The following is a 21,414-nucleotide window of genomic DNA, read 5'->3' on the forward strand; positions in this document are numbered from 1 at the left end:
GGGATCACCCTGAAACCGCACCTGACATTGGGTGAGACCCGGGTCAGAGGGTGATGGGGTCGCCGTAGACCGCGCCGGTGCCGCCGTCGCCGTCCGCCTTGGCGGTGATCAGGGTGTAGGGACGGAGGGTGAGCGGGCCGCCGCATCCGTTGACCATGAGATGGAAGTCCTGGTTCACCAGGTAGCCGAGCGTGCCGTTGCCCGGCAGGTCCTGCTCCCCGGCAACCACGTCGACGATCTTGCCGGGGGCGATGGTGGCCAGGATCCCGACGCCGCCGTAGACGGTGGGGCCGACGGACAGGTCGACACCCGCGTGCGGGCCGTACTCGTCGGCCCCCACGTGGAAGGTGGCCCCCGGGTTCGGGTCCAGCTCCGGATCGATGTTCAGCTTGGCGTCGATATCCACCTGGCACGCCACGTAGTACCCGGTCTTCAACTTGCCGGTGGCGCCGGCGGGTATCTGCCCGTAGGAGGTGTTGTCCAGGAACACTTCCCGATTGGTCGGCATCCCGTTCAACGACGGCACCGGTCGATAGTTCAGATCCCGGCTCCCCACCGTGAACGCGAAACCCGTTGGCGTCGAATAGGTCCTCTCGTGCGGCACCGCCGCCGCCCCGGCCTGCGCGGCCGTCAATACATACCCGACCGCCGCCATGACAGCGATCGGCACCCGTGTGCGAAACATCCTTCTCCCCGAATCCGGCCGTGCGTGCTGCGGCGCGCCCTGCGGCCGAAGTCGATCTTCGACGCCGAAACTTCGGGGCCGCTGCGGGTTTCCTGGGAGTTGACTGTGCGGTCGCGCGGCGTCGGCGGTTTCACTCGCACGGCGGCCGGTAGTCCACCTCTGGCAGATACCGCCGCCACAACTCGGGCGTCCACATCTTTCCGGTGATCGCGCAGATCCGATCGATCGCATGCTGTTCATCCAAGTCCCACAGGCGGATCATTCCGTCGGACCCGCCGCCGGCGAGGAGTCGACCGCTGGGATGAAACAGGACGGTCGAGCTCGCGCTTCCGGTCTCCTGGATCGCTCCGTCTTTTCGTTCGGGTCGAGTGCGATCGGAGAAGTCCCAGAGCTGCACCGCCCCATCGACACTCGATGTCAGCATGGTCTTTCCGTCCTGCGAGAAATCCACCGAGCCGACGGAGAGGTCGTGTGCGGTGATCGGGCTCCCGAGGGCTTCGGTCTTCCCTGGATCACTGATATCCCAGACTTCGATGTTCCCGTAGTTCGCGATGACCATGGTGCGTCGATCCGGAGTGAAGTAGGCGTTCATCTGCCCGGCCTCGTCGGAGTCGTTCCGTAGTACCTCACCTGTCCGTCGTGGATTGGTCGTATCGCTGATGTCCCAGCGGCTGACGACGAGACTTCCGGACTCGTCGCCGCCCCAGTTTCGCTGCTGGACAAGCAGTGTCGTGTCGTCTTTGCCGAAAGCCACCTGTGTCAATGTGGTCGGCTCTTTCGCGAAGCCGGGGCCGATGGGCCTCGGACGTGTGCGATCGGAGAGGTCCCAGAGTCGAATGGTCCGGTCTATGTCGAGTGTCGCGAGTATTCGCCAGTCCGAGCTGAAGCTCAGGCTTTGCGCCGGCCCGAGGCTCGGGGTCCAGTCGGCGAGAAGGTGTATGCGTGCGGGGTCCGACAGATCCAAGGCGAGCGTTGTCATCGATCCCGGCCATTCGTCGGTATCGGTGGTGGTGATCACCAAGGTGTTCCCGTCCGGAGACAGGTGCGCGCCGTAGAACAGCGGCGGCAGTCGGAACTCTCCTGTTCGGTTCGGCGATAGTCGGTTTCGGATATCCCAGACCGCGATCCTGCCGTCACCGGACACGGTCACCATCCGATTACCCGTGGCATCGAAAGTGGGCGCCGTGACATACCCGGCTTGTTTGGTGAGCACCGATGGTGGTGGCGACCAGGTTCGGATTTCGCCGCCGGCGCTGCCCTCGAGCAATGCGCGCCCATCAGAGGTGAACACGAAGTCCCCCATGCTTCCACCGCACGGAGTAGTGGCACGGCCGATGCGGCAGAGGGTCTTCCCCGAGGAGAGCTCGTTCGTCATAAGACCTGGACTCGACGGTTCTGTTACGTTCCACATCCCGATCCCGTCGGCCGTGGCGGCCGCGAGTATGCGGCTGTCCGGGCTGAATGCCAGAGAGCCTTGGACAAATCCGGCCTCCGACACCGTCCCGCTCCTGTGTGCGTGCACGGGGTCGGATATCTCCCACAATTGGACCATGGTTGTGCCGTTGAGCGAGCGAGCCGTTTCGTTCGCGGCGCCCACGGCTAGGGTCCTGCCATCAGGGCTGAAGGCGATACTGTTGATCGAGACCTCGGGAGTTTCGAGGCGATCCATGAGAACCGTGATCACAGAGCCGTCGCTCGCCAGGCGAAGCAACTGCACCGATTCCGTCACATGATCGGAATCGAGGCCGGCATCACGCGAGATCGCCAGGATCCGGCCGTCGGAGCTGACCGCGAGATGCGGTGGTGTGGTCATCTTTCGCGTACTCATGCCGGGATAGATCACGTATGGGGCGAGTGCTCTCGGAGCACCGAGGTCGCTCAGACTCCACGGGATGAGCCGGTCGATTTCCACGACAATGAGGGTCCGGCCGTCGCCCGCGAACTGGAGATCAAGTGCTTCGTCGCCGACGGTATGCGGCAGGCTCGTCAGCTGACGTGGGGTGGCCGGTACTCGCAGGTCCCAGATCCGGATATCGCCCCCGCCCGAACTTGTGGCCATCAGGTCACCTGTGGCGTTGATCGCTACTTTGGTAATACCGTTGATCGGGTCGCCCAGTTGGCGCGGGTGCAGTGCTTCGGCGACGTCCCACAGCTTCAGTTCCCGGTCCCAGCTGAGCGATGCCAGTAGGTCGCCTTTTCCGCGAGCCACCGCTCGTATCCCGTTGGAGTGGGCTGGATTGGCAGCTGCGAGAGGCATGTTCTGCGTCCGCAGCACCCGAGTGTTCGCGTCGGAATTCTCCGGACGCAGTTGGTGCGCGATGAGGTAGAGCTGCGCTGCCAGTGACGGGTTGCTGTGCGCTAGCCCGTCGGCTTCGGCGAGAACGGCGTTGAACCGGCTGTCGTCGCGTTGCCGGTCGGTGATCCGGACCTGGGAGTACACGGCGAACCCGAGCACGAGCAGTGCCACTCCCAGCAGCGCCAGCATCGCTTTGGCGCGTGATGAACGCCGCCGGGTGCGGTTTCTGGTGGTGGTAGAGGCCGTGAGGAACGCTGCGGCGAGCGGTCCGACCGGAGTCGACCTCGCATGTTCACGGGCGTTGCGTAGGCGTGTGCCGCGGTACAGCAGTGAGTGATCTCGTTCCTGGGCAGCCCATTCCGCCGCGTCGGCCTCCAGACGCTGGCGAACCAGGTAGCCGACCCTGTCCTCGTCGATCCAATGGCGCAGGCGCGGCCAGGCGGTGAGGACGACTTCGTGGGTGAGGCTGACGGTGTCGGCGTCGAGGGTGATCAGCCGGGTACGGGACAGCAGTTCCAGCGCGGCGTCGGCATCCTGGTGGTCCTCGACGCGTCCGAGCAGCTCGTGGCGCTGACCGGTGCGGCGGGTATCGCGGGCGTCCTGGCCCACCGTGACCAGGGCGAGCAGGATGACTTCGGCGGCCTGCTGCTGTGCGGAAGTCAGTTCGTTCCAGGCATATTCGGCGGTTTCGGCGACGGAGCCGACCACGCCTCCCGCCTTGCGGTAGCCCGCGGTGGTGAGTCGGCGGCCTTCGCGGTGCTGCCAGGTGGCGGACATGACGTGCGAGAGCAGGGGGAGGGCCCCCGGGTCGTAGCTGCGGCGGCCGTAATGGTCGCCCGCGCCGCAGAGTTCGGTGATGACCAGTTCTTCGAGGCCGGGCTCGAGCTCCAGGCCCGCCGCGCGGGCGGGTCCGGAGATCGCCTGTGCGAGTTCGTCCATGCGCATGGGGCCCAGCAGGTAGCTGCGCTGTTCGAGGGTGCGCTGCAGGACGAGGTAGTTGAGGCAGTGGGCGTAGAAGTCGGCGCGCAGGGCGATCACCACGGCGAGGGGATCGTCCGCGCGGGTGGCGCATCGGTCCAGGGTGGCGAGGAATTCTTCGCGCTCGTGCTCATCGGCGCAGGTGGTGAACAGTTCCTCGAACTGATCGATGATCAGTAATCGACGCCTGCCCTCGACACGCGGAGCCAGACCGTCGGCGATTCCAGCGCCCCGTGACGTGTCGTCGGCGGCCACGTCGTGTGCTGTTCGATCGTCCGGTCCTGTTCGACCATCGCATGCGGTTCGTTCTGCTCGATCGGGCTGCGAAAGGACATCCGGCGCTGATTCCGCTGTGGTGGAACGTGATCCGATGGCGGTGTGCAAGGCGGTGAGGGGATGGGCTCCCGGTGCGAAGGTGGTGATCTCCCAGTCGGGCAGGGCGGGGACGAGGCCCGCGGCCAAGAGGGACGACTTGCCCGCTCCGGAGGCTCCGATCACGGCGACCATGCCGGTGGCCTCGCGGAGAAGGGTGATGAGTTCGGTGGTGGAGCGGGTGCGGCCGAAGAAGAGCGCGTGGTTCTCGGGGCGGTAGGAGGTGAGACCCAGGTAGGGGCAGGCGGATTCGGTATCGTCCTCGGGGTTCCAGGTGGTGGCGGTGTGCCAGAGGCGTTGCCACTGCTTGGGGTCCGCGAGCGTGTGGGGGAGCGGGGCGCCCCTCTTGCGGGCCAGTTCCACCAGCGTGAGGACGACGGGGAGCAGGGATTCGAAGCGGGCCGGGACGTTTCGGCCCGCTTTCCAGTCGCTGATGCGCTGGGCGGAGGCGCCGCCGGGGCGGTTGCCCTGAGCGGCGCGCATTCGGGTGTCGGCGGCGGTGGCGACGCGGCGCAGGGTCGGATTGCCCGCCGCCTCATAGAGTTCGGCGAACCGTTGCGCGAAAAGCGCTCGCGGCGAACGAGTGTGATCGTCCGTGATGGTGTGTTCGGTCATCACAGAGTCCCCGACATGCGGTCTATCCCCCAGAGCATGTCGCAAATTTATCGGCCCGCCCTGTGAATTGCCGAAGCGGCGGCTGAACGAATCACTCAGCCGCCGCAGGACATCGGGCCGCCGGTCCGGACGGATCACAGGTTGATCGGGTCGCCGATGACCCAGCTCGCCGCGTCCGCCTCGGGTGAGGTGGCCTCGATGATGGTGTAGGCCTGCACCGTCAGCGGTCCGCCGCAGCCCTCCACGGTCAGGCGATAGTCGCTGCTGACCACGTAGCCGGTGCCGCCGGCGGGAATCTGCTTCTCGGCCAGGCTGATGTCCTTGATCTTGCCCGGTGCGATCGACAGATCGAAGCCGATGCTGCCGCCGATCGTCGGGCTGATATCGGCACTCGCGGTGGGGGTCACACCGAGCGACCCCACCCCGACGCCCACCGAGGCGCCGATGTCGATCCCGGCGCTGCCCTCGATGGTGAAGCTGACATCCAGGTCGACCGCGCACGCCACGAAGTACCCGGTCCTGATCGTGCCGGTGCCACCTGCCACCCGGCCGTAGGACGTGTTGTCCAGGTACACCTCTCGGCTCGTGGGCATGCCGTTCAAGGGAGCCACCGGCCGAAAGGCGTTGTCCTGGTGCCCGACCGTGACCGACATGCCGTTGGGTGCGACGGTCGTCTTCTCGTGCGGCGCCATCGCCCCGGCCTGTGCGGTGCTCGCCATCGGACCACCCAGCAGCAGGCCCGCGGCGGTGGCGGCGGCGGTGAACGCGGTCTTGATCATCATGTGGTTTCTCCCCGGAACTGAATGCGATCGCCGGTAGCGGTCGCGGTGTGGGCTGTTCGCCCTCCGAGCCGTTCCCCCGGCCCGGTTCGGACCCGATCACTGCAGGACCCGGTGCCCGGAGGCTCGATGGCCTCGAGAAGAAACGTAGGCAGCCGGACCGGTTGCGGCCGAGGAACTTTCGGTGCGGCCAGCGCGAAAGTCCAGGTCAACCAGGTCGGCGTGGTTTGCCGGTCCGGTCAGGCGGTCATGGACGATGCTGCGAGCCTCGTCCGGCCAGGACAAGGGATATGAGCACGACGAAGCCGAGCGACCGTGCTCCGATACTCGCGCCTGAATCGGCGACGACCAGCGAAATGCCTGATCTCTACCGGTTTTCTGTCCGGACCGGACAGCCGGGCAGTGGGTTCAGGCGCGGAATGACTTGGCGCGCAACCGTCGTGCGACCCGCGCCGCCATCAGCGTGGAGATCCCGGCCGGATCCTGGGGGTCGTATCCGGTGAGGTCGGTGATGCGGGAGAGCCGGTAGGTCACCGTGTTCCGGTGGATGAACAGTGCCCGCGCGACCGCGTTGTGGTTGAACTGACTGTCGATGTAGGCATCGAGAGTCTTGGTGAGCAGCGGCTGTTCGTCGATCGGGTCCAGCAGCGCGGCCAGGCTCGGCAGCGCTGTCTCGGCCGTGGCGATGGCGTACTCGAACATCATGTCGGTTCGGCCGCAGACGATTTCGGGGCGGCCGAGGCAGCGCGCCGTCTCGGCCACGATGCGCGCTTCGGCCCAGGCCTCCGGAATCGCGGCATGGGTCGGTGCGGGCGCGATGCCGATCCAGACCTGCGGATGCGGATCGGCCGGGCGCAGGGCGAGCCGGGAGGTCAGCGCGCGCACCGGATCGGCCTCGTCGCCGGGGCGCGGCGGGACCAGGGCGGTCCAGCCGCCGCTGTCACGATGCAGCAGCGCGCCGGGCAGGCCGGCCAGCCGGGTGCGCAGCGCGGTCAGGGTGCCGGGGGAGGGTTCACCCAGGCGCATGACCACGATCAGGAAGCTGTCGGCGACCGGAGTGTCGAGGTCGCGGGCCCAGCCCTCGGGATTGCGCCCGGCGAGCAGGTCCGCGGCGATCTCGCTCTGGCGCTCGAGCATGTCCCAGCGCGGCTGGCGGGCGTCCTCCACGAGCGCGATGGTGATCCGCACCAGCACCAGACTGGTGTAGTTGGTGACCCGGTGGCCGAAGTCCGGGATGAGTTCGAACTCGTCCGGCCCCAGATTGGGAATGAGCTGCGCCCAGAAGAACGAGATGCCGATGCGGTAGTTCGTGAGCACCTCCTCGATCGGCATCCCGTCGTCGACCAGGCGCACCGCGCGTTCGACGAGCGGCGCGGTGTCCTGCTCGGAGGGTTCGACGCCATCACCGGCGTAGCGGAAGAACAGTGCCAGGTTCAGTTCCGCACTCGGCACGAAGTCCGCGTCCCGCATGGAACGCGGCAGCGCGTCGTAGGGCGGCGCGTCCACGCTGAACCGACTCACCAGGGCCAGCGCCCCGGACCGCATGCGGTCGATCGCCCTGTGCCAGCGCTCATCGTGGGCGCGATCGATTCCGGTGAGGGAGATGTGCGTCATCGGACATCCGCCTTTCCTGCGACGTTGCAGCTCACCCTAGGTGAGAGTGACCCGACGGCAGGCGTGGTGCCGCCGTCGGGTGTCGAGATCAGCTGCCGGGGAATCCGGGCGGCAGCGGCTGGAAGTCGGCCTTGAACTTGGGTCCCGGGGGCAATCCGCGCAGCACCGCGCTGGTCCAGGCGACCGCGGGGAGCCAGCCGGTCACCGCGTTGGTGATGTGCTCGGGGACGGGCACGGTGTAGAACCGCAGGTCGGCGCCGCGTTCCCAGTACGAGTTCACCGTGGGGATGACGACGGCCGACGGCGGGATCAGCTCGTCCCACATGCCGTGCCACCACAGCAGCGGCGTATCCGGGATGTACTTGCCGAGGCTGTTGTCCCGCAGCACCCTCATCACCTCGGGTGAGCCTTCCAGCGACTTGCCGGGCTGGAAGTAGTCGCTGATCGGACGGTAGACGCCCGAGAGCGCGATGGTCGCGTAGCAGCGGTGTTCGAAGTCCTTCAGGAGCGTCTGACCCTCTTCGGTCAGCAGGTCTTCCGGCCGGAACACATCCGAGTATTCGCGTGCCAGCGCGGCCCAGCCGAGCCACATGGTGAAGCTGCTGGTGCCGGCCACGCCGGGTTGGGGCTGGGTGGCGTACTGGGCGATGGCGACCAGGTCGGCCGGGGCGCCGCCGAAGGAGGTGCCCAGCAGCCGGACGTCCGGGGCATAGGTCGCGCGCAGTTCGGCCGCGCGAATCGATCCGGAACCGCCGCCGGAGTAGCCGTACAGCGCGATCCCGGAATCGGTCAGGCCCAGGCCCGGATCGTTCTTCATCGCGCGCAGGCTGTCCAGCACCATCTTGCCTTCGGCATAGGTGTTGAAGGTGTTGAACTTGCCGTCGAAATCGGGCACGTTGATCGCGAAACCCTGTGTGAGCCAGTAGATCACGAGGGTGGATTCCTTCATGGTCCCGGTCTGCAGCGTGTGCGAGGGGTTGCACGAGGAATCGGTGGAGTCGATCGCCTCCTGGAAGGAGACGACCGGCCGGGCGCTGCCGCTCCACGGAATGCCGGGCACGATCACGGTCGTCGCGGTGACGATCGGATTGTCGTGCACGTCATTGGACCGGTACAGCAGCTGCTTGGTGTACACGGGGAACGGGATGCCCAGGACACGGGTCTGCACCTCGCGCGAGCGCACGATCTGGCCGGGAGCGTACGAGGCGATATCCGCCGGATCGTCGTACCAGGGATCCTCGTCCGGAACCGGGATCGGGAGCAGATCGTAGATCTGCGGTTCCGAGAACGGCAGCTGCGGCAGCTGGTTCTGATCGGGCGGGAAGGTGGGGTAGCCGGGGTCGGCCGACGCCACTCCCGCACTCACCGCCACCAGCGCGCAGATCGTCATCACGACGACTCGGCGCAAGCGCGAGTTGTTCACTTTCGTCCTCCAGCGTCATTGCTCGGGTAGCGCCGATCACACGGCTCGGGCACCATGGTTCAGCTCACAGGAAACAAGAGCCGGGCGCTATCGTCAGACCGCCGAGGGCGATGCCCAGCTTTAGTGCATATGCACTAAAGGTCTGCTCCGAGCGGCGCGAACCCGCCTGGGAGCCGGTGGGTCGCCTCAGGGCGGAATGGGGGTGTTTCCCGATGCCGCCGGTCGGTGCGGCGTGCCAGTATCGAGGGCATGTACCCGTCCCCACCTCTACTCGACCCTGCCCGCGGGGCGGTTCCCGTCGCGCGGACGCCGAAATTGGTGCGGCGGTCGGGTGGCCGGATCGTGGGCGGGGTGGCGGGCGGGCTCGCCGATCATCTCGGCATGGACGTGTTCAAGGTGCGGATGGCGTTCGTGCTGCTGTCCGCGCTGATGGGCGCGGGTCTGGTCGCCTACGGCATGCTGTGGATCTTCACCCCGGGCGGCGGCGACGCCGGACCACCCTCGGCGAAGGAGCGGCGTCAGGGTGTGGGGCTCGCGCTGCTGGGTCTGGCGCTGTCGGTGGCGATGGCGTGGTTGTTCAACGGCACAGCCGCGCATGTGGTCGGCCCGATCATCGTGGTGGCCATCGGCGCGGCGCTGGTGTGGCGCGAATTCGACGCGGACGGACCGAGATCCGTCATCGGACTGCCCGCCCGGCCGAACGTGGTCACCTGGGCGCGCATCGTCGGCGGTGCGACGCTGATCGTGATCGGCCTCGGCGTGGTGGTGCTGGCCCGCATCGATCTGAGTTCGCTGGGGTCGGCCATGCTCGCGGTGGCGGTGACGCTGGTCGGCGCGGGACTGCTCACCGTGCCGCTGTGGCTGCGCATGGTGCGGGCGCTGAATTCCGAACGCGCCGCGCGTATTCGCACCGAGGAGCGCGAGGAGATCGCCTCGCACCTGCACGATTCGGTCCTGCAGACGCTGGCTCTGATCCAGCGCCAGGCCGATGATCCGCAGGAGGTGGTGCGCCTGGCCCGCAGCCAGGAACGCGAACTGCGCAAGTGGCTGTTCGATGACGCCGGTCCGGCGCAGTCGAGTCTCGTTGTCGCACTGCGCACCATCGCGGGCGAGGTGGAGGATCAGCACGGTGTGAAGGTGACGCCGGTGACCGTCGGTGACGTCTCCATCGATGTCGACGACAGCGGTGTCGGCCTCGGCAAGGAACAGTTCACGGCGGTGCTCGGCGCGGCGCGGGAGGCGCTGGTCAACGCGGCCAAACACGCCGACGTGCCGTCGATCGACCTGTTCGCCGAGACCGAACCGCATCAGGTGAGCGTGTTCGTCCGCGACCGCGGCAAGGGTTTCGATCCGGATCTGGTGCCCTCGGACCGGCAGGGTCTGGCCAAATCCATCCACGCGCGGATCGAGCGCCGGGGCGGGCATGTGGAGATCCAGTCCACCCCCGGTCGCGGTACCGAGGTGCGAATCATCATGCCGCGCACCGACGGTGGCGAGGACCGGCTGGTGGTGCAGCCCACCGGGCCGTCGGTGGATCGGGAGGCCGAGAGCGACGGGCGCACACCCGATGACACCGGGGCGGGCCCCTCGGCGTGAGATCTTCGCGAAAGGTCGCCCCGGCATCGCCACGGCACGGGGATGGTCGATCGGGGTGCCGTGGCGAACAGTCCGTCTGGCTGCCCCGGCGGGCGAGCGGTGCGGTGGAGTCCGGCGTCGCACGTGCGTCGCTCGGGAAATGTGGTACCGATGTGGGTGAAATCGGCGTCAGGGTGAGGAGCCTCAGGTGAGTGTCCGGGTCTTTCTGGTGGACGACCATGCCGTGTTCCGGTCGGGGGTGCGGGCCGAACTGAGTCGTGAATCCGATATGGAGGTGGTCGGCGAGGCCGGCGGGGTGGCCGAGGCCATCGCCGGAATCAAGGCCGCCACACCGGATGTGGTGCTGCTGGATGTGCATATGCCCGACGGCGGCGGCGTCGCGGTGCTGCAGGGCATCGAGTCCGGCCCGGTGTGCCTGGCGCTGAGCGTCTCCGATGCCGCCGAGGACGTGATCGCGGTGATCCGGGCGGGCGCGCGCGGCTATGTCACCAAGACCATCTCGGGACCCGAACTGGCGGACGGCATTCGGCGCGTTTCGGGAGGGGACGCGGTGTTCAGCCCGCGCCTGGCGGGCTTCGTGCTGGACTCGTTCACCGGTCGATCGCCAGTGCCCGAGCCGCCGCTGGATCCGGAGCTGGACTCGCTCACCCCGCGTGAGCTCGAGGTGCTGCGGCTGCTGGCGCGCGGCTACACCTACCGCGAAATCGCCGAATCACTGTTCATCTCGGTGAAGACGGTGGAGACGCACGCGTCGAACGTGCTGCGAAAGACGCAGCAGTCGAACCGAAACGCCCTGACCCGCTGGGCTCATCGCCGCCGCATCGACTGATGAAGTCCCGGGGCGACGGTCAGAGCACCACCAGGATCAGGATGATGATCAACAGGCCGATGAGCAGCCCGATCGCCACCGCGAGCGGTCCCGCGTTGGGGCCGAGCTTGCTGAAGTCGATGCCCTTGGGCTTGCTGGTGCGTTGCGGCGCAGCGGGTGCCGCGGCCGGCTGACGCTGCGGCCGGGGCAGCGGGCTGGAGTTCGGGCTGCGCAGTCCGGCCGCCGAATTGCGGGCGGCCCAGGCCGGAATCGTGCCGTCCTCGGTGCGCACGGGCGCGCTGAGGATGTAGGGCGCGGTGCCGGGACCGAATGCGGCCGTGAGGATTTCGTTGCGCGCCTCGGTCATGGTGGGGCGGCGCTGCGGCGACGGCTCCATCATGTGCAGCAGCGCCTCGGTGAGCGGGCCGCTGCGCTCGGGCGGAATGATCTGCGCCATCGCGGCGCGTTCCACGATCACGTCGCTGTCCTCGTCGAAACCGTAGGGCGGGTGGCCCTCGATGGCGGTGTACAGCGTTGCGCCGAGCGAGAATACGTCACTGGCATTGGTCGGCCGCGCGCCGCGCGCCACCTCCGGCGGCAGGTAGGCGGGGGTGCCGGTGATGACGTCGCCGACCTCCTCGGCGTCGTTGGCGCCGCTGGAGATGCCGAAGTCGCTGAGCTTCACCATGCCGACCTCGTCGCCGCGATCGGCGACCAGGATATTGCCGGGCTTGATATCTCGATGCGTGATGCCCGCGGCGTGCGCGGTGGCCAGCGCGTCGGCGACCTGAGCGCCGATCTGCGCCACCTCGATCGGTGAGAGCCGCTCGACCAGGGCCAGCGCCTTGGCCACACTGCGGGAGGGCAGGTACTGCATGACGAGCCACGGCTCGCCCGCCTCGAGCACCACGTCGTACACCGCGATGGCGTGCTGGTGCGAGAGTTTCGCCGCGACGCGGCCCTCGTGCATGATCCGGCTGCGCACCTCGCGCGCCTCGTCCTCGCTGAGGCCGGCGGTGGAAAGCACCTGCTTGACGGCGACATCACGCTTGAGCAGGCGGTCGTGCGCCAGCCATACCGCGCCCATGCCACCGCCACCGAGCTTGGACTGCAGACGGTAACGACCGGCCACGAGGTAATCGGGGCCGACGATGGGATGGGCGCGTTCGGTCACGGGTGCAGGGTAGCGGAAAACCATCCTGACTGGCCTGGTTCGAAGCCCGAGGTTTGCGCCACTGCCGTGCGGGCGCTCGGCGCGGGTGCCGTGCGGTGTGGCCGGGGCGGCGGGTTGCCGAGGCTCTGATCACGGCATCCGGCCCCGATCGTTCGGGCTCATCGTCACCGATCAGCGTGTTGTCGGCAGGTTTGCCGGAGCGGTGCCCGGAGGCTGCCGGAGCGTGATCGGGACGGCGAAATCCTCTGTCCGATCGGACATCTCGCTGTACCCCGGTACGTTTGGACCCGGATTCCGCGTCTGTGCGGGCGATGTGAAGGGAGTTCCGTTCTGATGGATCTCGAGACGACGGCCGATCGCGATTCCGGACGAGGTGCGCTCTAGATGTTCGCGTGGTGGGGCGATGTGGTCTATCGCCTGCGGTTCGGAGTCATCGGCATCGCGGTGGCGGGTCTGCTCGCCTTGGGCGCGTACGGGTTCGGGCTCGAGGACCACCTCAGTTCCGGCGGTCTGGACGATCCGGGGTCGGAGTCCTCGCAGGCCGCGCGTCTGGCCGACGAGGCGTTCGGCCGCAATCACGATGTGGACGTCGCGGTGCTGTACACCGCGCCCGAGGGCAAGACCGTCGATGATCCCGCGTTCAGCCGCACCGTCATCGACAATCTGAACCGCCTCCCGCGCGAGCATCCGGATCAGATCTCCGGAATCAACCTCGCGTACTGGAAGACCGAGACCGGGAAGGCGAGCGGGCAGGCCGCGGCCACCAAGGATCGCAGGAGCGGCATCGCCCTGATCGCCATCCGGGGCGACAACGACACCGACATGGTGCGCAACTATCGAAAAGTCAAGGACGTCTTCTTCATTCCGGGCCTGGATGTTCAGGTCAGCGGCCTGCAGCCGATCGCGGGCACCCTCAACGACACCATGGCGGACGACCTGCGCCGCATGGAGGCCATCGCGCTGCCCGCGGTAGGGGTGTTGCTGTTCTTCATCTTCGGCGGTGTGGTGGCGGCCGCGCTGCCGCTGTCCATCGGCGGCCTGACCATGATCGGCGCGCTCGGAATCGTCCGCATACTCACCAATTTCGCGGAGGTGAACTCGTTCGTCTCCTCGGTGGTGACGATGATCGGCCTCGGTCTGGCGATCGACTACGGGTTGTTCATCGTGAGCCGATTCCGGGAGGAGGTCGCCGAGGGATACGACACCCGGGCCGCGGTGCGCCGCACGGTGATGACCGCCGGGCGCACCGTGGTGTTCTCCGCGACGATGATCATCGCGAGTGTCGGCGGCCTGCTGTTGTTTCCGCAGGGATTCCTCAAATCCATGGCCTACGGCGCGATCACGACCGTGGCGCTCGCGGCGCTGACCGCCATCACGATCCTGCCCGCCGCGCTCGGCATTCTGGGCAAGCGGGTGGATGCGCTGGGGCTCGAGCGATTCCGCAAGGCCAAGTCCGCCGAGGAGATCGAGAACGGCTTCTGGGGACGTTCGACGGTCTGGGTGATGAAGCATCCGGTGAAGATCAGTGTCTCGCTGTGCATCGCGCTGATCCTGTTGATCCTGCCGATGCAGAACCTGATCTTCGGCGGGCTCAGTGAGAAGTATCTGCCGCCGGACAACAAGGTGCGGTTGGCGAAAGAGCAGATGGATACGCTCTTTCCGGCGCGCAGCTCCGATCCGATCGAGCTGATCTTCATCTCGGGCGACAGCACCGCCGTCGGCAAGATCTGGAAGCAGGCCGACGAAGCACCCGGTCTGACAACACAATTCGAGGTTCCCGCGCGCTCCTCGGTGCTCTCGAACGTCTATCGCACCAAGGCGAGCGTGCAGGACGTCAACGCCGCGGGGGCGGCGGTCGAGTACCTGCGCTCGATCGAACTGCCCGACGGGGTGCAGATGATGGTCGGCGGCATCCCGGCCATCCAGAAGGACACCATCGACGCGCTGCTGATCCGGATTCCGCTGATGGTGGGGCTGGTGCTGCTCGTCACCACCATGCTGATGTTCCTGACCTTCGGATCGCTGGTGCTGCCGATCAAGGCCGCGCTGATGAGCGCGCTCGGGCTCGGCTCGACCCTCGGCATCCTGACCTGGATCTTCGTCGACGGGCACGGGTCGGGGCTGCTCAATTTCACGCCGCAGCCGATGCAGGCGAACGTGCTCGTGCTGATCATCGCGATCATCTACGGACTCTCCACCGACTACGAGGTCTTCCTGATGTCGCGCATGGTCGAGGCGCGCACGGCGGGCGCGTCCACCACCGAGGCGGTGCGGATCGGCACCGCGCACACCGGGCGGATCATCACCGCCGCCGCGCTCATCCTGCTCGTGGTGACCGGGGCGTTCGCGTTCTCGGATCTGGTGATGATGCAGTACATCGCGTACGGCATGATCGCGGCGCTGTTCATCGACGCCACCGTGCTGCGCATGCTGCTGGTGCCCGCGACCATGAAGCTGCTCGGGGACGATTGCTGGTGGGCTCCGGAGTGGATGAAGAAGATCCAGCGCCGGACCGGACTCGGCGAACCCGTTCTGGCACACGAACATCCGGGTGGTGAGGTCATCGATCTGGTGAAGACCACCCCGATCACCGATCCGGTCACCGAGGCGATCGGCGCGATCATCGTGGACAAGCCCATGCGCGGCTCGGCCGGGTCGGCGGGTGCGGGTCGTGTGCCCGGAGGCGCTCGTGCGCCGGGGCGGGTCGCCCGATGGGCCGGGCGCCGTGCGGCGGGACGGGCCGCTGATTCCGCCGCGGACTCCGGCGGTCCGGCGAGCGGTTCCGGCGCGGGTTCGGCGGCCGGACCGGTGGGCGATTCCGGTAGCGGGTCGATGGGCGGCACCGTCGCGGGTTCGGCTGACGCCGGGTCCGCGAGCGGTTCCGGTGTCGGGTCGCCCGATGGTTCCCGCGCCCCTGCGGCCGACGGTTCCGGCACCCGGACAGGGGTCGAGCCGGGTGGGCGCCCCCGCCCTCGGACGCCGCGTCCGCCGCGCACCGTGCGGGAGGAGAGCGCCGAGACCTGGACGCGGCCTCTTCGCAGGTAGCGGACTCGCACGGACCGTGCGAGGGAGAAACGCGAGGTGTACGCCACTGGTGCTTGACGCGTGCCCGGGCTCGAGTTCTACTGTGCATTGATCGAACGTATATTCGATTATGTCAGGTAGCTGGACCGGTGCTGGATTTCTCGAATCGCCCCTTTCGCGGAGTTCGGGAGCTTGTACCGGCCGGTCCCCATCGGTTGAGAGAGGTGGTCGATAGATGGGTTCGGCTGGGGAAGCGAAACAGCGGCAGCTCGCGGAGTTGCGCCGGCGGATGGCCGCGGTTCCCGCGCGCGGGGCGGAGGCGTCCACCCGGGTGCCGGTGGCGCGGGTCGGTCCGGAGGGGAACCCGCTGCGCGGGGAACCGCTGCCGGTGCCGCCCGCTCTCGAAAATCTGCTGCCCGAGGGCGGTGTGGTGAAGGGCTCGGTGGTGGCCTACGCCGGGGCGAGCTCGCTGCTGTCCGGTCTGCTGGCCGCGGTGACCGGCGCCGGCGGGTACGCGGCGGTCCTCGGCCTGCCCGGCCTCGGTCTGCTGGCCGCGGCCGAGATGGGCGCGCGCCTGGATCGCCTGGCCGTGGTCACCGACCCCGGCTCGGATCCGCTCGAGGTCGCCTCGGTGCTGCTCGACGGTCTCGACCTGGTCGTGCTGGGTCTGAACGGCGCCTCGGTGCCGCTCTCGCGCACCCGGGTCCTGAGCGCCCGCGCCCGCAGCAAGAGCTCCACCCTGATCGTCACCGGTGGCTCCTGGGCCGGTCCCGTCCTGCGCATCGACACCGAGGTGGCCGGTTACGGCGGGCTCGGTCGTGGCTGCGGCCGCCTGCGCACCGTGGGCCTGAACGTCTCCGTGCGCGGCCGGTCCGCCCAGCCCCGCACCGGTCGCCTGGATCTGTGCCCGCGCAACGGCCGCACCGAATGGATCGAAACCGAGCCCCTCGCCGCGACCCCCGCCCTCCCGCTCCGTCATGCCGTCTCCTGACGTTCGCCTGTCGGCAGCGTGATGGCGGGGTGGGTGTGACGGCGTCGCGTTCGCGGGTGCTGGCGGTGTGGTGCCTGGATTGGCCGGCGGTGGCGGCGGCAGCGGAAGCCGGCGCTCCGGTGACGCGGGCGGTGGCGGTGTTCTCGGCGAACCTGGTGGTCGCGTGTTCGGCGGTGGCCCGGGCCGAGGGGGTCCGGCGGGGACTGCGGCGACGGGAGGCGCAGGGCAGATGCCCGGATCTGCTTGTGGCGCACGATGATCCGGAACGCGACGCGCGGTTCTTCGAGCCTGTGGTCGCGGCGGTCGATGCCACGGTGCCCGGGGTCGAGGTGCTGCGGCCCGGGCTGCTGGTGCTGGCGGCGCGCGGCGCGGCGCGGTTCTTCGGGTCGGAGGAGGCGGCGGCGGAGCGGCTGATGGACGCGGTGGCGGCGGCCGGGGCGGAATGTCAGATAGGGATCGCGGACGAGCTCTCCACGGCGGTGCTCGCGGCACGCAGCTCCACCATCGTGCCGCCGGGCGGGGGCGCGCAATTCCTTGCGCCGCTGCCGGTTTCCGAGTTGGCGGTGGAACCCGCCCTGGCCGCGCCGCAGCGCGGTGAGCTGGTCGATCTGCTGCACCGCCTGGGATTGCGCCGGATCGGCGATTTCGCGGCGCTCACTCCGGCCGAGGTGTCCTCGCGCTTCGGCGCGGATGCCATTGCCGCACACCGCTGTGCGCGCGCCGTCCCGGAGCGCCCGCCCTCGGTGAGCACTCCCGCCCCCGACCTGATCGTGGACTACCGCTGCGATCCGCCGATCGACCGCATCGACGCCGCCGCCTTCGCGGGCCGCATGCTCGCCACCGAACTGCACGCCGTGCTGTCCGCGGCCTCGGTGGCGTGCACCCGCCTGTCCATCTACGCGGAAACCGAAGCGGGCGAACAACTCTCCCGCATCTGGCGCTGCGCGGAACCCCTGACCCCCGACAGCACCGCCGACCGCATCCGCTGGCAACTCGACGGCTGGCTGACCCGCCGCGCCCCGAGCACCCGCCGCCCGCCGGCCGGTCGCCCGTATCGGTCCGATACCCTTGGCGGGGAACGGGATTGGCGTGATCCGGATCCCGATCCCGCACTCGAGGCCGAATGGCTTCGCGGGGACGGGCCGACCGCGCCGATAACCCTGCTGCGACTGGAGCCGATCGAGGTCGTCTCGGCCGGGGCCTTGCAGTTGGGGCTGTGGGGCGGGGTCGGACAGGACGAGGAGCGGGCGCGGCGGGCGCTGATCCGGGTGCAGGGGCTGCTGGGCGGTGATGCGGTGCGGCTGGGTGTGCTCAGCGGCGGGCGCGGACCGGCCGAGCGGGTCACCATGGTCCCGCTGGGGGACGAGCCGGTGCCCGCGGCGGATCCGGCCCAGCCGTGGCCGGGCCGGCTGCCGGAACCCGCGCCGGCCGTGGTGCCGGCGCATCGGCCGCGGGTGCGGTTGCAGGACGCGGCCGGAGAGCCGGTGTGGGTGAGCGAGCGTGGTCTGTTCACGGCGGATCCGACGCTGCTGCGCTGGGGGAGCCGCAGCTGGAAACTGATCGGCTGGGCCGGGCCCTGGACGCTGGACGCCCACTGGTGGGCGCCCCGGGGCCGGCCCGGGTTCGCCGCCCGCGCCCAAGTCCTGCTCGAGGAGGACAACCGCGCCCTGCTGCTGCTCGGCTACGACGACGCCTGGCATGTGGAAGGGCTGTACGAGTGAGCGGCGCTGTGGGACGTCGCCGCCGCGCCCGGGTGGACCCGGAGTTCGCCGTCCCCTCGACAGTGCGGGGTCCGGTCCCCTGATCCGGAGGCCGGGCTATGGCGGTGCGCACACCCTGCGGCGGCGCTGTGGGCCGGTCCGTAGTCTGGTTGATCGTGGAGTTGACGGTCACCCGGGTCGAGTTCGACGACGTGCTGATCGCCTACCGGGATTCGGGGGCGGCGGCCGGTCATGCGCACAGCGATACCCCCGTGGTGCTGGTGCACGGTATGGGCGGCGACGGCCACACCTGGGACCGGTTCGCCGCGCAGCTGATGCGCCGGGGTCGCCGGGTGGTCATTCCCGACCTGCGCGGGCACGGTCACAGCGCGCACGCCGACTCCTACCTCTTCGAGGAGTTCGGGGCCGACATCCTGCGCCTGTGCGAGCGCCTGGACGTGGAGTCGGTGGACCTGATCGGCCACTCCCTCGGCGGCTTCGCGTCGTCCTGGGCGGCGATGCAACGCCCGGACCTGGTGCGCCGCTTGGTGATCGAGGAGCAGCCCCTGCCGCTGCGGTCGGGCGACGAACAGGTCCCCCTGACCCGCCGCCTGCCGTCGGTTGCCGAGCTCTGGCACGCCACCACCAGCCTGCTGCGCCATCCGCGCGCCGTGCTGGCCTTCGACCGTTCCATGACCACCTCGGCCCTGGAGCAGTTCCGCAAGCCCCACCCCGAATGGTGGGAGGGCCTGCGGGCCATCACCGCCCCCACCCTCTTTCTGCGCGGCGGTCCCACCGGCATGGTCGATCCCGACAAACTCGACCACCTGCGCACCGCGGTCCCGGACTGCACCGTCCAGCCCTTCGCCTGCGGCCACAGCATCCATCGCGACCGCTACCAGGCCTTCGAATCCGCGGTCTTACCTTTTCTGGGCCACTGAGGGCTGCCATTGAGGGCTACTGAGGGCCACTGACCCGCTCGAAGTCGGTCAAGTGCCCGTTCGACGGATGCGTACTCGTGCGTTCGCCTCGCCGGGGTGTGGGGCGCGCGTGGGCGGAATCTACAGTTGAGCCGTGTCCGCACTCGAGCGTCCTACGCTGTTCTTCGCTGATGAGCAGTCGTTTCGGCAGTGGTTGGCGGCCAACCACGCCGCGGTGGACGGTATCTGGATGAAGTTCGCCAAGAAGGGGTCGGGGATCGAGAGCCTCGACTATGACGGCGCGCTGCGGCAGGCCCTGTGTTTCGGCTGGATCGACGGGCAGTCGCGCCGCTTGGACGACGAGTTCTATCTGATCGGGTTCACGCCCCGGCGTCGGCGCAGTCCGTGGTCGCAGCGCAATGTGGGCATCGTGGCGGAGCTGATCGAGCAGGAGCTGATGCATCCGGCGGGGCAGTCGGAAATCGACCGCGCGAAGCAGGACGGCCGCTGGGACAGCGCCTACGGTCGCGAGTTGCCGCAGGACTTCCTGGACGAACTCGCCAAGTATCCGGAGGCGGAGGCGTTCTTCCAGACCCTGCCCGTGCAGGCGCGGGTCGCGGCGGGTCTGCAACTGGGCAGCGCGGTCCGTCCGGAGACGCGGGCCCGGCGGATGGATCAGATGATTCGCAAGCTCATCGACGGGCAGCCGCTGTGACCGAGTTCGCCGGCCTATCGTGTTCGGTTGCGGCACAGGAGATTCCACTACCCGGCAGTGCGACCCGGATCACCGGCTGGCTGTGCGTGGAACAGCCCGGGGCGTGGGGGCGCGATGTGATCGGGGACGCGGTGCTCGGACCGGAGATCACACCGGAACTGGGCGCTCGGACCAAGGCCGCACGGGTGCGGCCGACACTCATCCGCCGCCCCGGGCGCAGTGAATTCTCCGGCGTCCGAACGGTTCTCATCGCCAGCTCGCGTCCCGAGGGCTCCTGGTGCGAGCGCTTGGAGATCACCGATCCGAAGGAACTCCTGGATCTGGATCTGCATCTGCTCAACGGTCCCGCGCCCGGACTCGGCGCCGCGGTCACCGATCCGCTGACGCTGGTCTGTGCGCACGGCAAGCGCGATCGGTGCTGCGCTCTGCTGGGCCGCCCGATCGCCGCCGATCTGGCCGCGGAGTACCCCGACCAGGTGTGGGAGTGCTCGCACACCGGCGGTCACCGCTTCGCCCCGGCCGTGATCGTCCTGCCCACCGGCCTCACCTACGGCCGATTGACTCCGGCGCAGGCGCGCGCCACCGTGGCCGCCGCCCGGCGCGGTGAGATCTCACTGCCCGGCCTGCGCGGTCGCAGCTGCTACACCCCGGTCGAGCAGATCGCGGAAATCGCTGTGCGCCGACTGATCACGGACGAGTCGTCCACGCGAGCCTTCGATACGGTTGCGGACCGGGACGCGAATTCCGTCTCGCTGCGAGTGGAGCCTGCTGCCGAGGACGCTGAATTCCCGCGTGACCCAGCGGATTTCGCGGGCGCGGCCGTGGTCACCCACCCGGACGGCCGTCGCTGGCTCGTCACCACCCGCACCGTCGCCTACGCCCCGCGTCAGGCCAGTTGCGGCGCGTCCCCCAAGCCCGCGACCGCCGTGGTCGCGGATCGGGTGCACGCGCTCTCCTGATCGGCGCCCGCGCCGATCACCGCTCCGGGGTGCCGAAGACCGCCAGGGTGAATCGGTACAGCTGCGGAGCGAGTTCCATCAGCGGTTCGGATTCGAACAGCCGCAGCCGGTCCCGGATCCGGTCGTCGATCGCGCCGATCAGGGCGTCGAAGAACTCGGGGTCGATCTCGGCGGGGATATCGCCCGCCGCGCGGCCGATGATGAAGGCGGCGCGCATCCGGTCGGCGAAGACGCGTTTGAGCACGGTGCGCTGCCGGGCCACGCGCGGTCCGGCGGCGAGGGCCTCGATGTGCAGGGCGCGGGCGAATTCGCCGTGCTCGGTCAGCACCCGCAGATATTCCACGAGTGTGGTGTGAACCAGTGTGCGCCAGTCGGTCCGGGGCGCTGACGCGGTGGCGGCGTCCAGTGTCGCGATCACGTACGCGACGGCCTCGTCGTAGGCGGCGGCGAAGCAATCGTCGCGATCGGTGAAGAACTGGTAGAAGGTGCGGCGGGAAACTCCCGCGCGGGCAACGATATCGGCCACCGTGGTGGGGGCGTATCCACGCTCGGCGACCGATTCCAGTGCGCTGCGCATCAACCGGAAGCGCTGCGACTTCTCCACCGTCGTCCGGTCCAGCCCGTGTGTGCCGCGGGGAAGCCGGGCGCGGTCGACGGCGGGATCGAGACTCATATGTCAAGGGTATCGAGTCGGGCGTGAGCCGCTCGGTGCACGATGTGAGCGCTGGCGCATCGGTGCACGACGTGAGTGCTGGCGCATCGGTA

The 21,414-nt window shown here is 68.7% G+C and carries 15 protein-coding genes; 8 read left to right on the forward strand and 7 right to left on the reverse strand.

What is annotated here, in order from left to right:
- Positions 1 to 43: 43 nt before the first annotated feature.
- The 5 genes from NJ1_RS24130 to NJ1_RS24150 all read right to left on the reverse strand — a co-directional run bounded on the left by NJ1_RS24130 (position 44) and on the right by NJ1_RS24150 (position 8,729).
- Positions 44 to 670, reverse strand: a complete 627-nt coding sequence (locus NJ1_RS24130; RefSeq protein WP_169813194.1) for an MspA family porin — start codon at positions 668 to 670, stop codon at positions 44 to 46.
- 145 nt (positions 671 to 815) lie between these two features.
- A complete protein-coding gene (locus NJ1_RS24135; protein WP_067698249.1) occupies positions 816 to 4,946 on the reverse strand; it encodes an nSTAND1 domain-containing NTPase in 4,131 nt (1,376 codons plus the stop codon).
- A 134-nt stretch (positions 4,947 to 5,080) separates the two neighbouring features.
- On the reverse strand, positions 5,081 to 5,728 hold the full coding sequence (locus NJ1_RS24140; RefSeq protein WP_067698251.1) for an MspA family porin: 648 nt from the start codon (positions 5,726 to 5,728) through the stop codon (positions 5,081 to 5,083).
- Positions 5,729 to 6,133: 405 nt separating this feature from the next.
- Positions 6,134 to 7,339: a PucR family transcriptional regulator gene (locus NJ1_RS24145; protein ID WP_067698253.1), complete on the reverse strand. Its 1,206-nt coding sequence runs from the start codon at positions 7,337 to 7,339 to the stop codon at positions 6,134 to 6,136.
- An 88-nt stretch (positions 7,340 to 7,427) separates the two neighbouring features.
- Positions 7,428 to 8,729 carry a lipase family protein gene (locus tag NJ1_RS24150; RefSeq protein ID WP_067698471.1) on the reverse strand — a complete coding sequence of 434 codons (1,302 nt, stop codon included), beginning with the start codon at positions 8,727 to 8,729 and terminating at the stop codon, positions 7,428 to 7,430.
- A 282-nt stretch (positions 8,730 to 9,011) separates the two neighbouring features.
- On the opposite strand from NJ1_RS24150, the gene NJ1_RS24155 reads away from it, so the two are divergent.
- Together NJ1_RS24155 and NJ1_RS24160 are read left to right on the forward strand one after the other, a co-directional pair.
- Entirely contained in the window at positions 9,012 to 10,358 is a 1,347-nt protein-coding gene (locus NJ1_RS24155) for an ATP-binding protein (RefSeq protein WP_084478722.1), read from the forward strand.
- Positions 10,359 to 10,545: 187 nt separating this feature from the next.
- Positions 10,546 to 11,187 carry a response regulator gene (locus tag NJ1_RS24160; protein ID WP_067698255.1) on the forward strand — a complete coding sequence of 214 codons (642 nt, stop codon included), beginning with the start codon at positions 10,546 to 10,548 and terminating at the stop codon, positions 11,185 to 11,187.
- A 19-nt stretch (positions 11,188 to 11,206) separates the two neighbouring features.
- Here the strand turns inward: NJ1_RS24160 and NJ1_RS24165 are convergent, their stop codons facing one another.
- Positions 11,207 to 12,364: a serine/threonine-protein kinase gene (locus NJ1_RS24165; RefSeq protein ID WP_067698257.1), complete on the reverse strand. Its 1,158-nt coding sequence runs from the start codon at positions 12,362 to 12,364 to the stop codon at positions 11,207 to 11,209.
- 360 nt (positions 12,365 to 12,724) lie between these two features.
- Here NJ1_RS24165 and NJ1_RS24170 point away from each other — a divergent pair, with 360 nt between their 5' ends.
- The 6 genes from NJ1_RS24170 to NJ1_RS24200 all read left to right on the forward strand — a co-directional run bounded on the left by NJ1_RS24170 (position 12,725) and on the right by NJ1_RS24200 (position 20,649).
- Positions 12,725 to 15,385 carry an MMPL family transporter gene (locus tag NJ1_RS24170; protein WP_084478724.1) on the forward strand — a complete coding sequence of 887 codons (2,661 nt, stop codon included), beginning with the start codon at positions 12,725 to 12,727 and terminating at the stop codon, positions 15,383 to 15,385.
- A gap of 214 nt (positions 15,386 to 15,599) precedes the next feature.
- A complete protein-coding gene (imuA', locus tag NJ1_RS24175) occupies positions 15,600 to 16,355 on the forward strand; it encodes a DnaE2-dependent mutagenesis accessory factor ImuA' (protein ID WP_067698259.1) in 756 nt (251 codons plus the stop codon).
- A 29-nt stretch (positions 16,356 to 16,384) separates the two neighbouring features.
- The gene (locus tag NJ1_RS40650; protein ID WP_422615773.1) at positions 16,385 to 18,076 is read left to right on the forward strand and encodes a DNA polymerase Y family protein; all 1,692 of its coding nucleotides are present in this window, start codon (positions 16,385 to 16,387) and stop codon (positions 18,074 to 18,076) included.
- 155 nt (positions 18,077 to 18,231) lie between these two features.
- A complete protein-coding gene (locus NJ1_RS24190; protein WP_245717563.1) occupies positions 18,232 to 18,996 on the forward strand; it encodes an alpha/beta fold hydrolase in 765 nt (254 codons plus the stop codon).
- 133 nt (positions 18,997 to 19,129) lie between these two features.
- Positions 19,130 to 19,690 (forward strand): YdeI/OmpD-associated family protein, encoded by a 561-nt coding sequence (locus tag NJ1_RS24195; RefSeq protein WP_067698261.1) that lies wholly within the window; start codon positions 19,130 to 19,132, stop codon positions 19,688 to 19,690.
- Positions 19,687 to 20,649, forward strand: a complete 963-nt coding sequence (locus NJ1_RS24200) for a ferredoxin family protein (protein WP_067698263.1) — start codon at positions 19,687 to 19,689, stop codon at positions 20,647 to 20,649. Before NJ1_RS24195 ends, NJ1_RS24200 begins: the two co-directional genes overlap by 4 nt.
- Before the next feature lie 16 nt (positions 20,650 to 20,665).
- On the opposite strand, the gene NJ1_RS24205 is transcribed toward NJ1_RS24200, so the two are convergent.
- The gene (locus tag NJ1_RS24205; protein ID WP_067698265.1) at positions 20,666 to 21,322 is read right to left on the reverse strand and encodes a TetR/AcrR family transcriptional regulator; all 657 of its coding nucleotides are present in this window, start codon (positions 21,320 to 21,322) and stop codon (positions 20,666 to 20,668) included.
- Between the last annotated feature and the right edge of the window lie 92 nt (positions 21,323 to 21,414).

It is taken from the genome of Nocardia jejuensis NBRC 103114 (assembly GCF_001613145.1).
Lineage (GTDB): Bacteria > Actinomycetota > Actinomycetes > Mycobacteriales > Mycobacteriaceae > Nocardia > Nocardia jejuensis.

Excerpts from the sequence above, each read along its gene's own strand:
- NJ1_RS24150 (WP_067698471.1), bottom strand. The coding sequence starts at position 8,729 with ATGACGATCTGCGCGCTGGTGGCGGTGAGTGCGGGAGTGGCGTCGGCC.
- NJ1_RS24135 (WP_067698249.1), bottom strand. The coding sequence starts at position 4,946 with ATGACCGAACACACCATCACGGACGATCACACTCGTTCGCCGCGAGCG.
- NJ1_RS24155 (WP_084478722.1), top strand. The coding sequence starts at position 9,012 with ATGTACCCGTCCCCACCTCTACTCGACCCTGCCCGCGGGGCGGTTCCC.
- NJ1_RS24170 (WP_084478724.1), top strand. The coding sequence starts at position 12,725 with ATGTTCGCGTGGTGGGGCGATGTGGTCTATCGCCTGCGGTTCGGAGTC.
- NJ1_RS24165 (WP_067698257.1), bottom strand. The coding sequence starts at position 12,364 with ATGGTTTTCCGCTACCCTGCACCCGTGACCGAACGCGCCCATCCCATC.
- NJ1_RS24205 (WP_067698265.1), bottom strand. The coding sequence starts at position 21,322 with ATGAGTCTCGATCCCGCCGTCGACCGCGCCCGGCTTCCCCGCGGCACA.
- NJ1_RS24140 (WP_067698251.1), bottom strand. The coding sequence starts at position 5,728 with ATGATGATCAAGACCGCGTTCACCGCCGCCGCCACCGCCGCGGGCCTG.
- imuA' (WP_067698259.1), top strand. The coding sequence starts at position 15,600 with ATGGGTTCGGCTGGGGAAGCGAAACAGCGGCAGCTCGCGGAGTTGCGC.
- NJ1_RS24145 (WP_067698253.1), bottom strand. The coding sequence starts at position 7,339 with ATGACGCACATCTCCCTCACCGGAATCGATCGCGCCCACGATGAGCGC.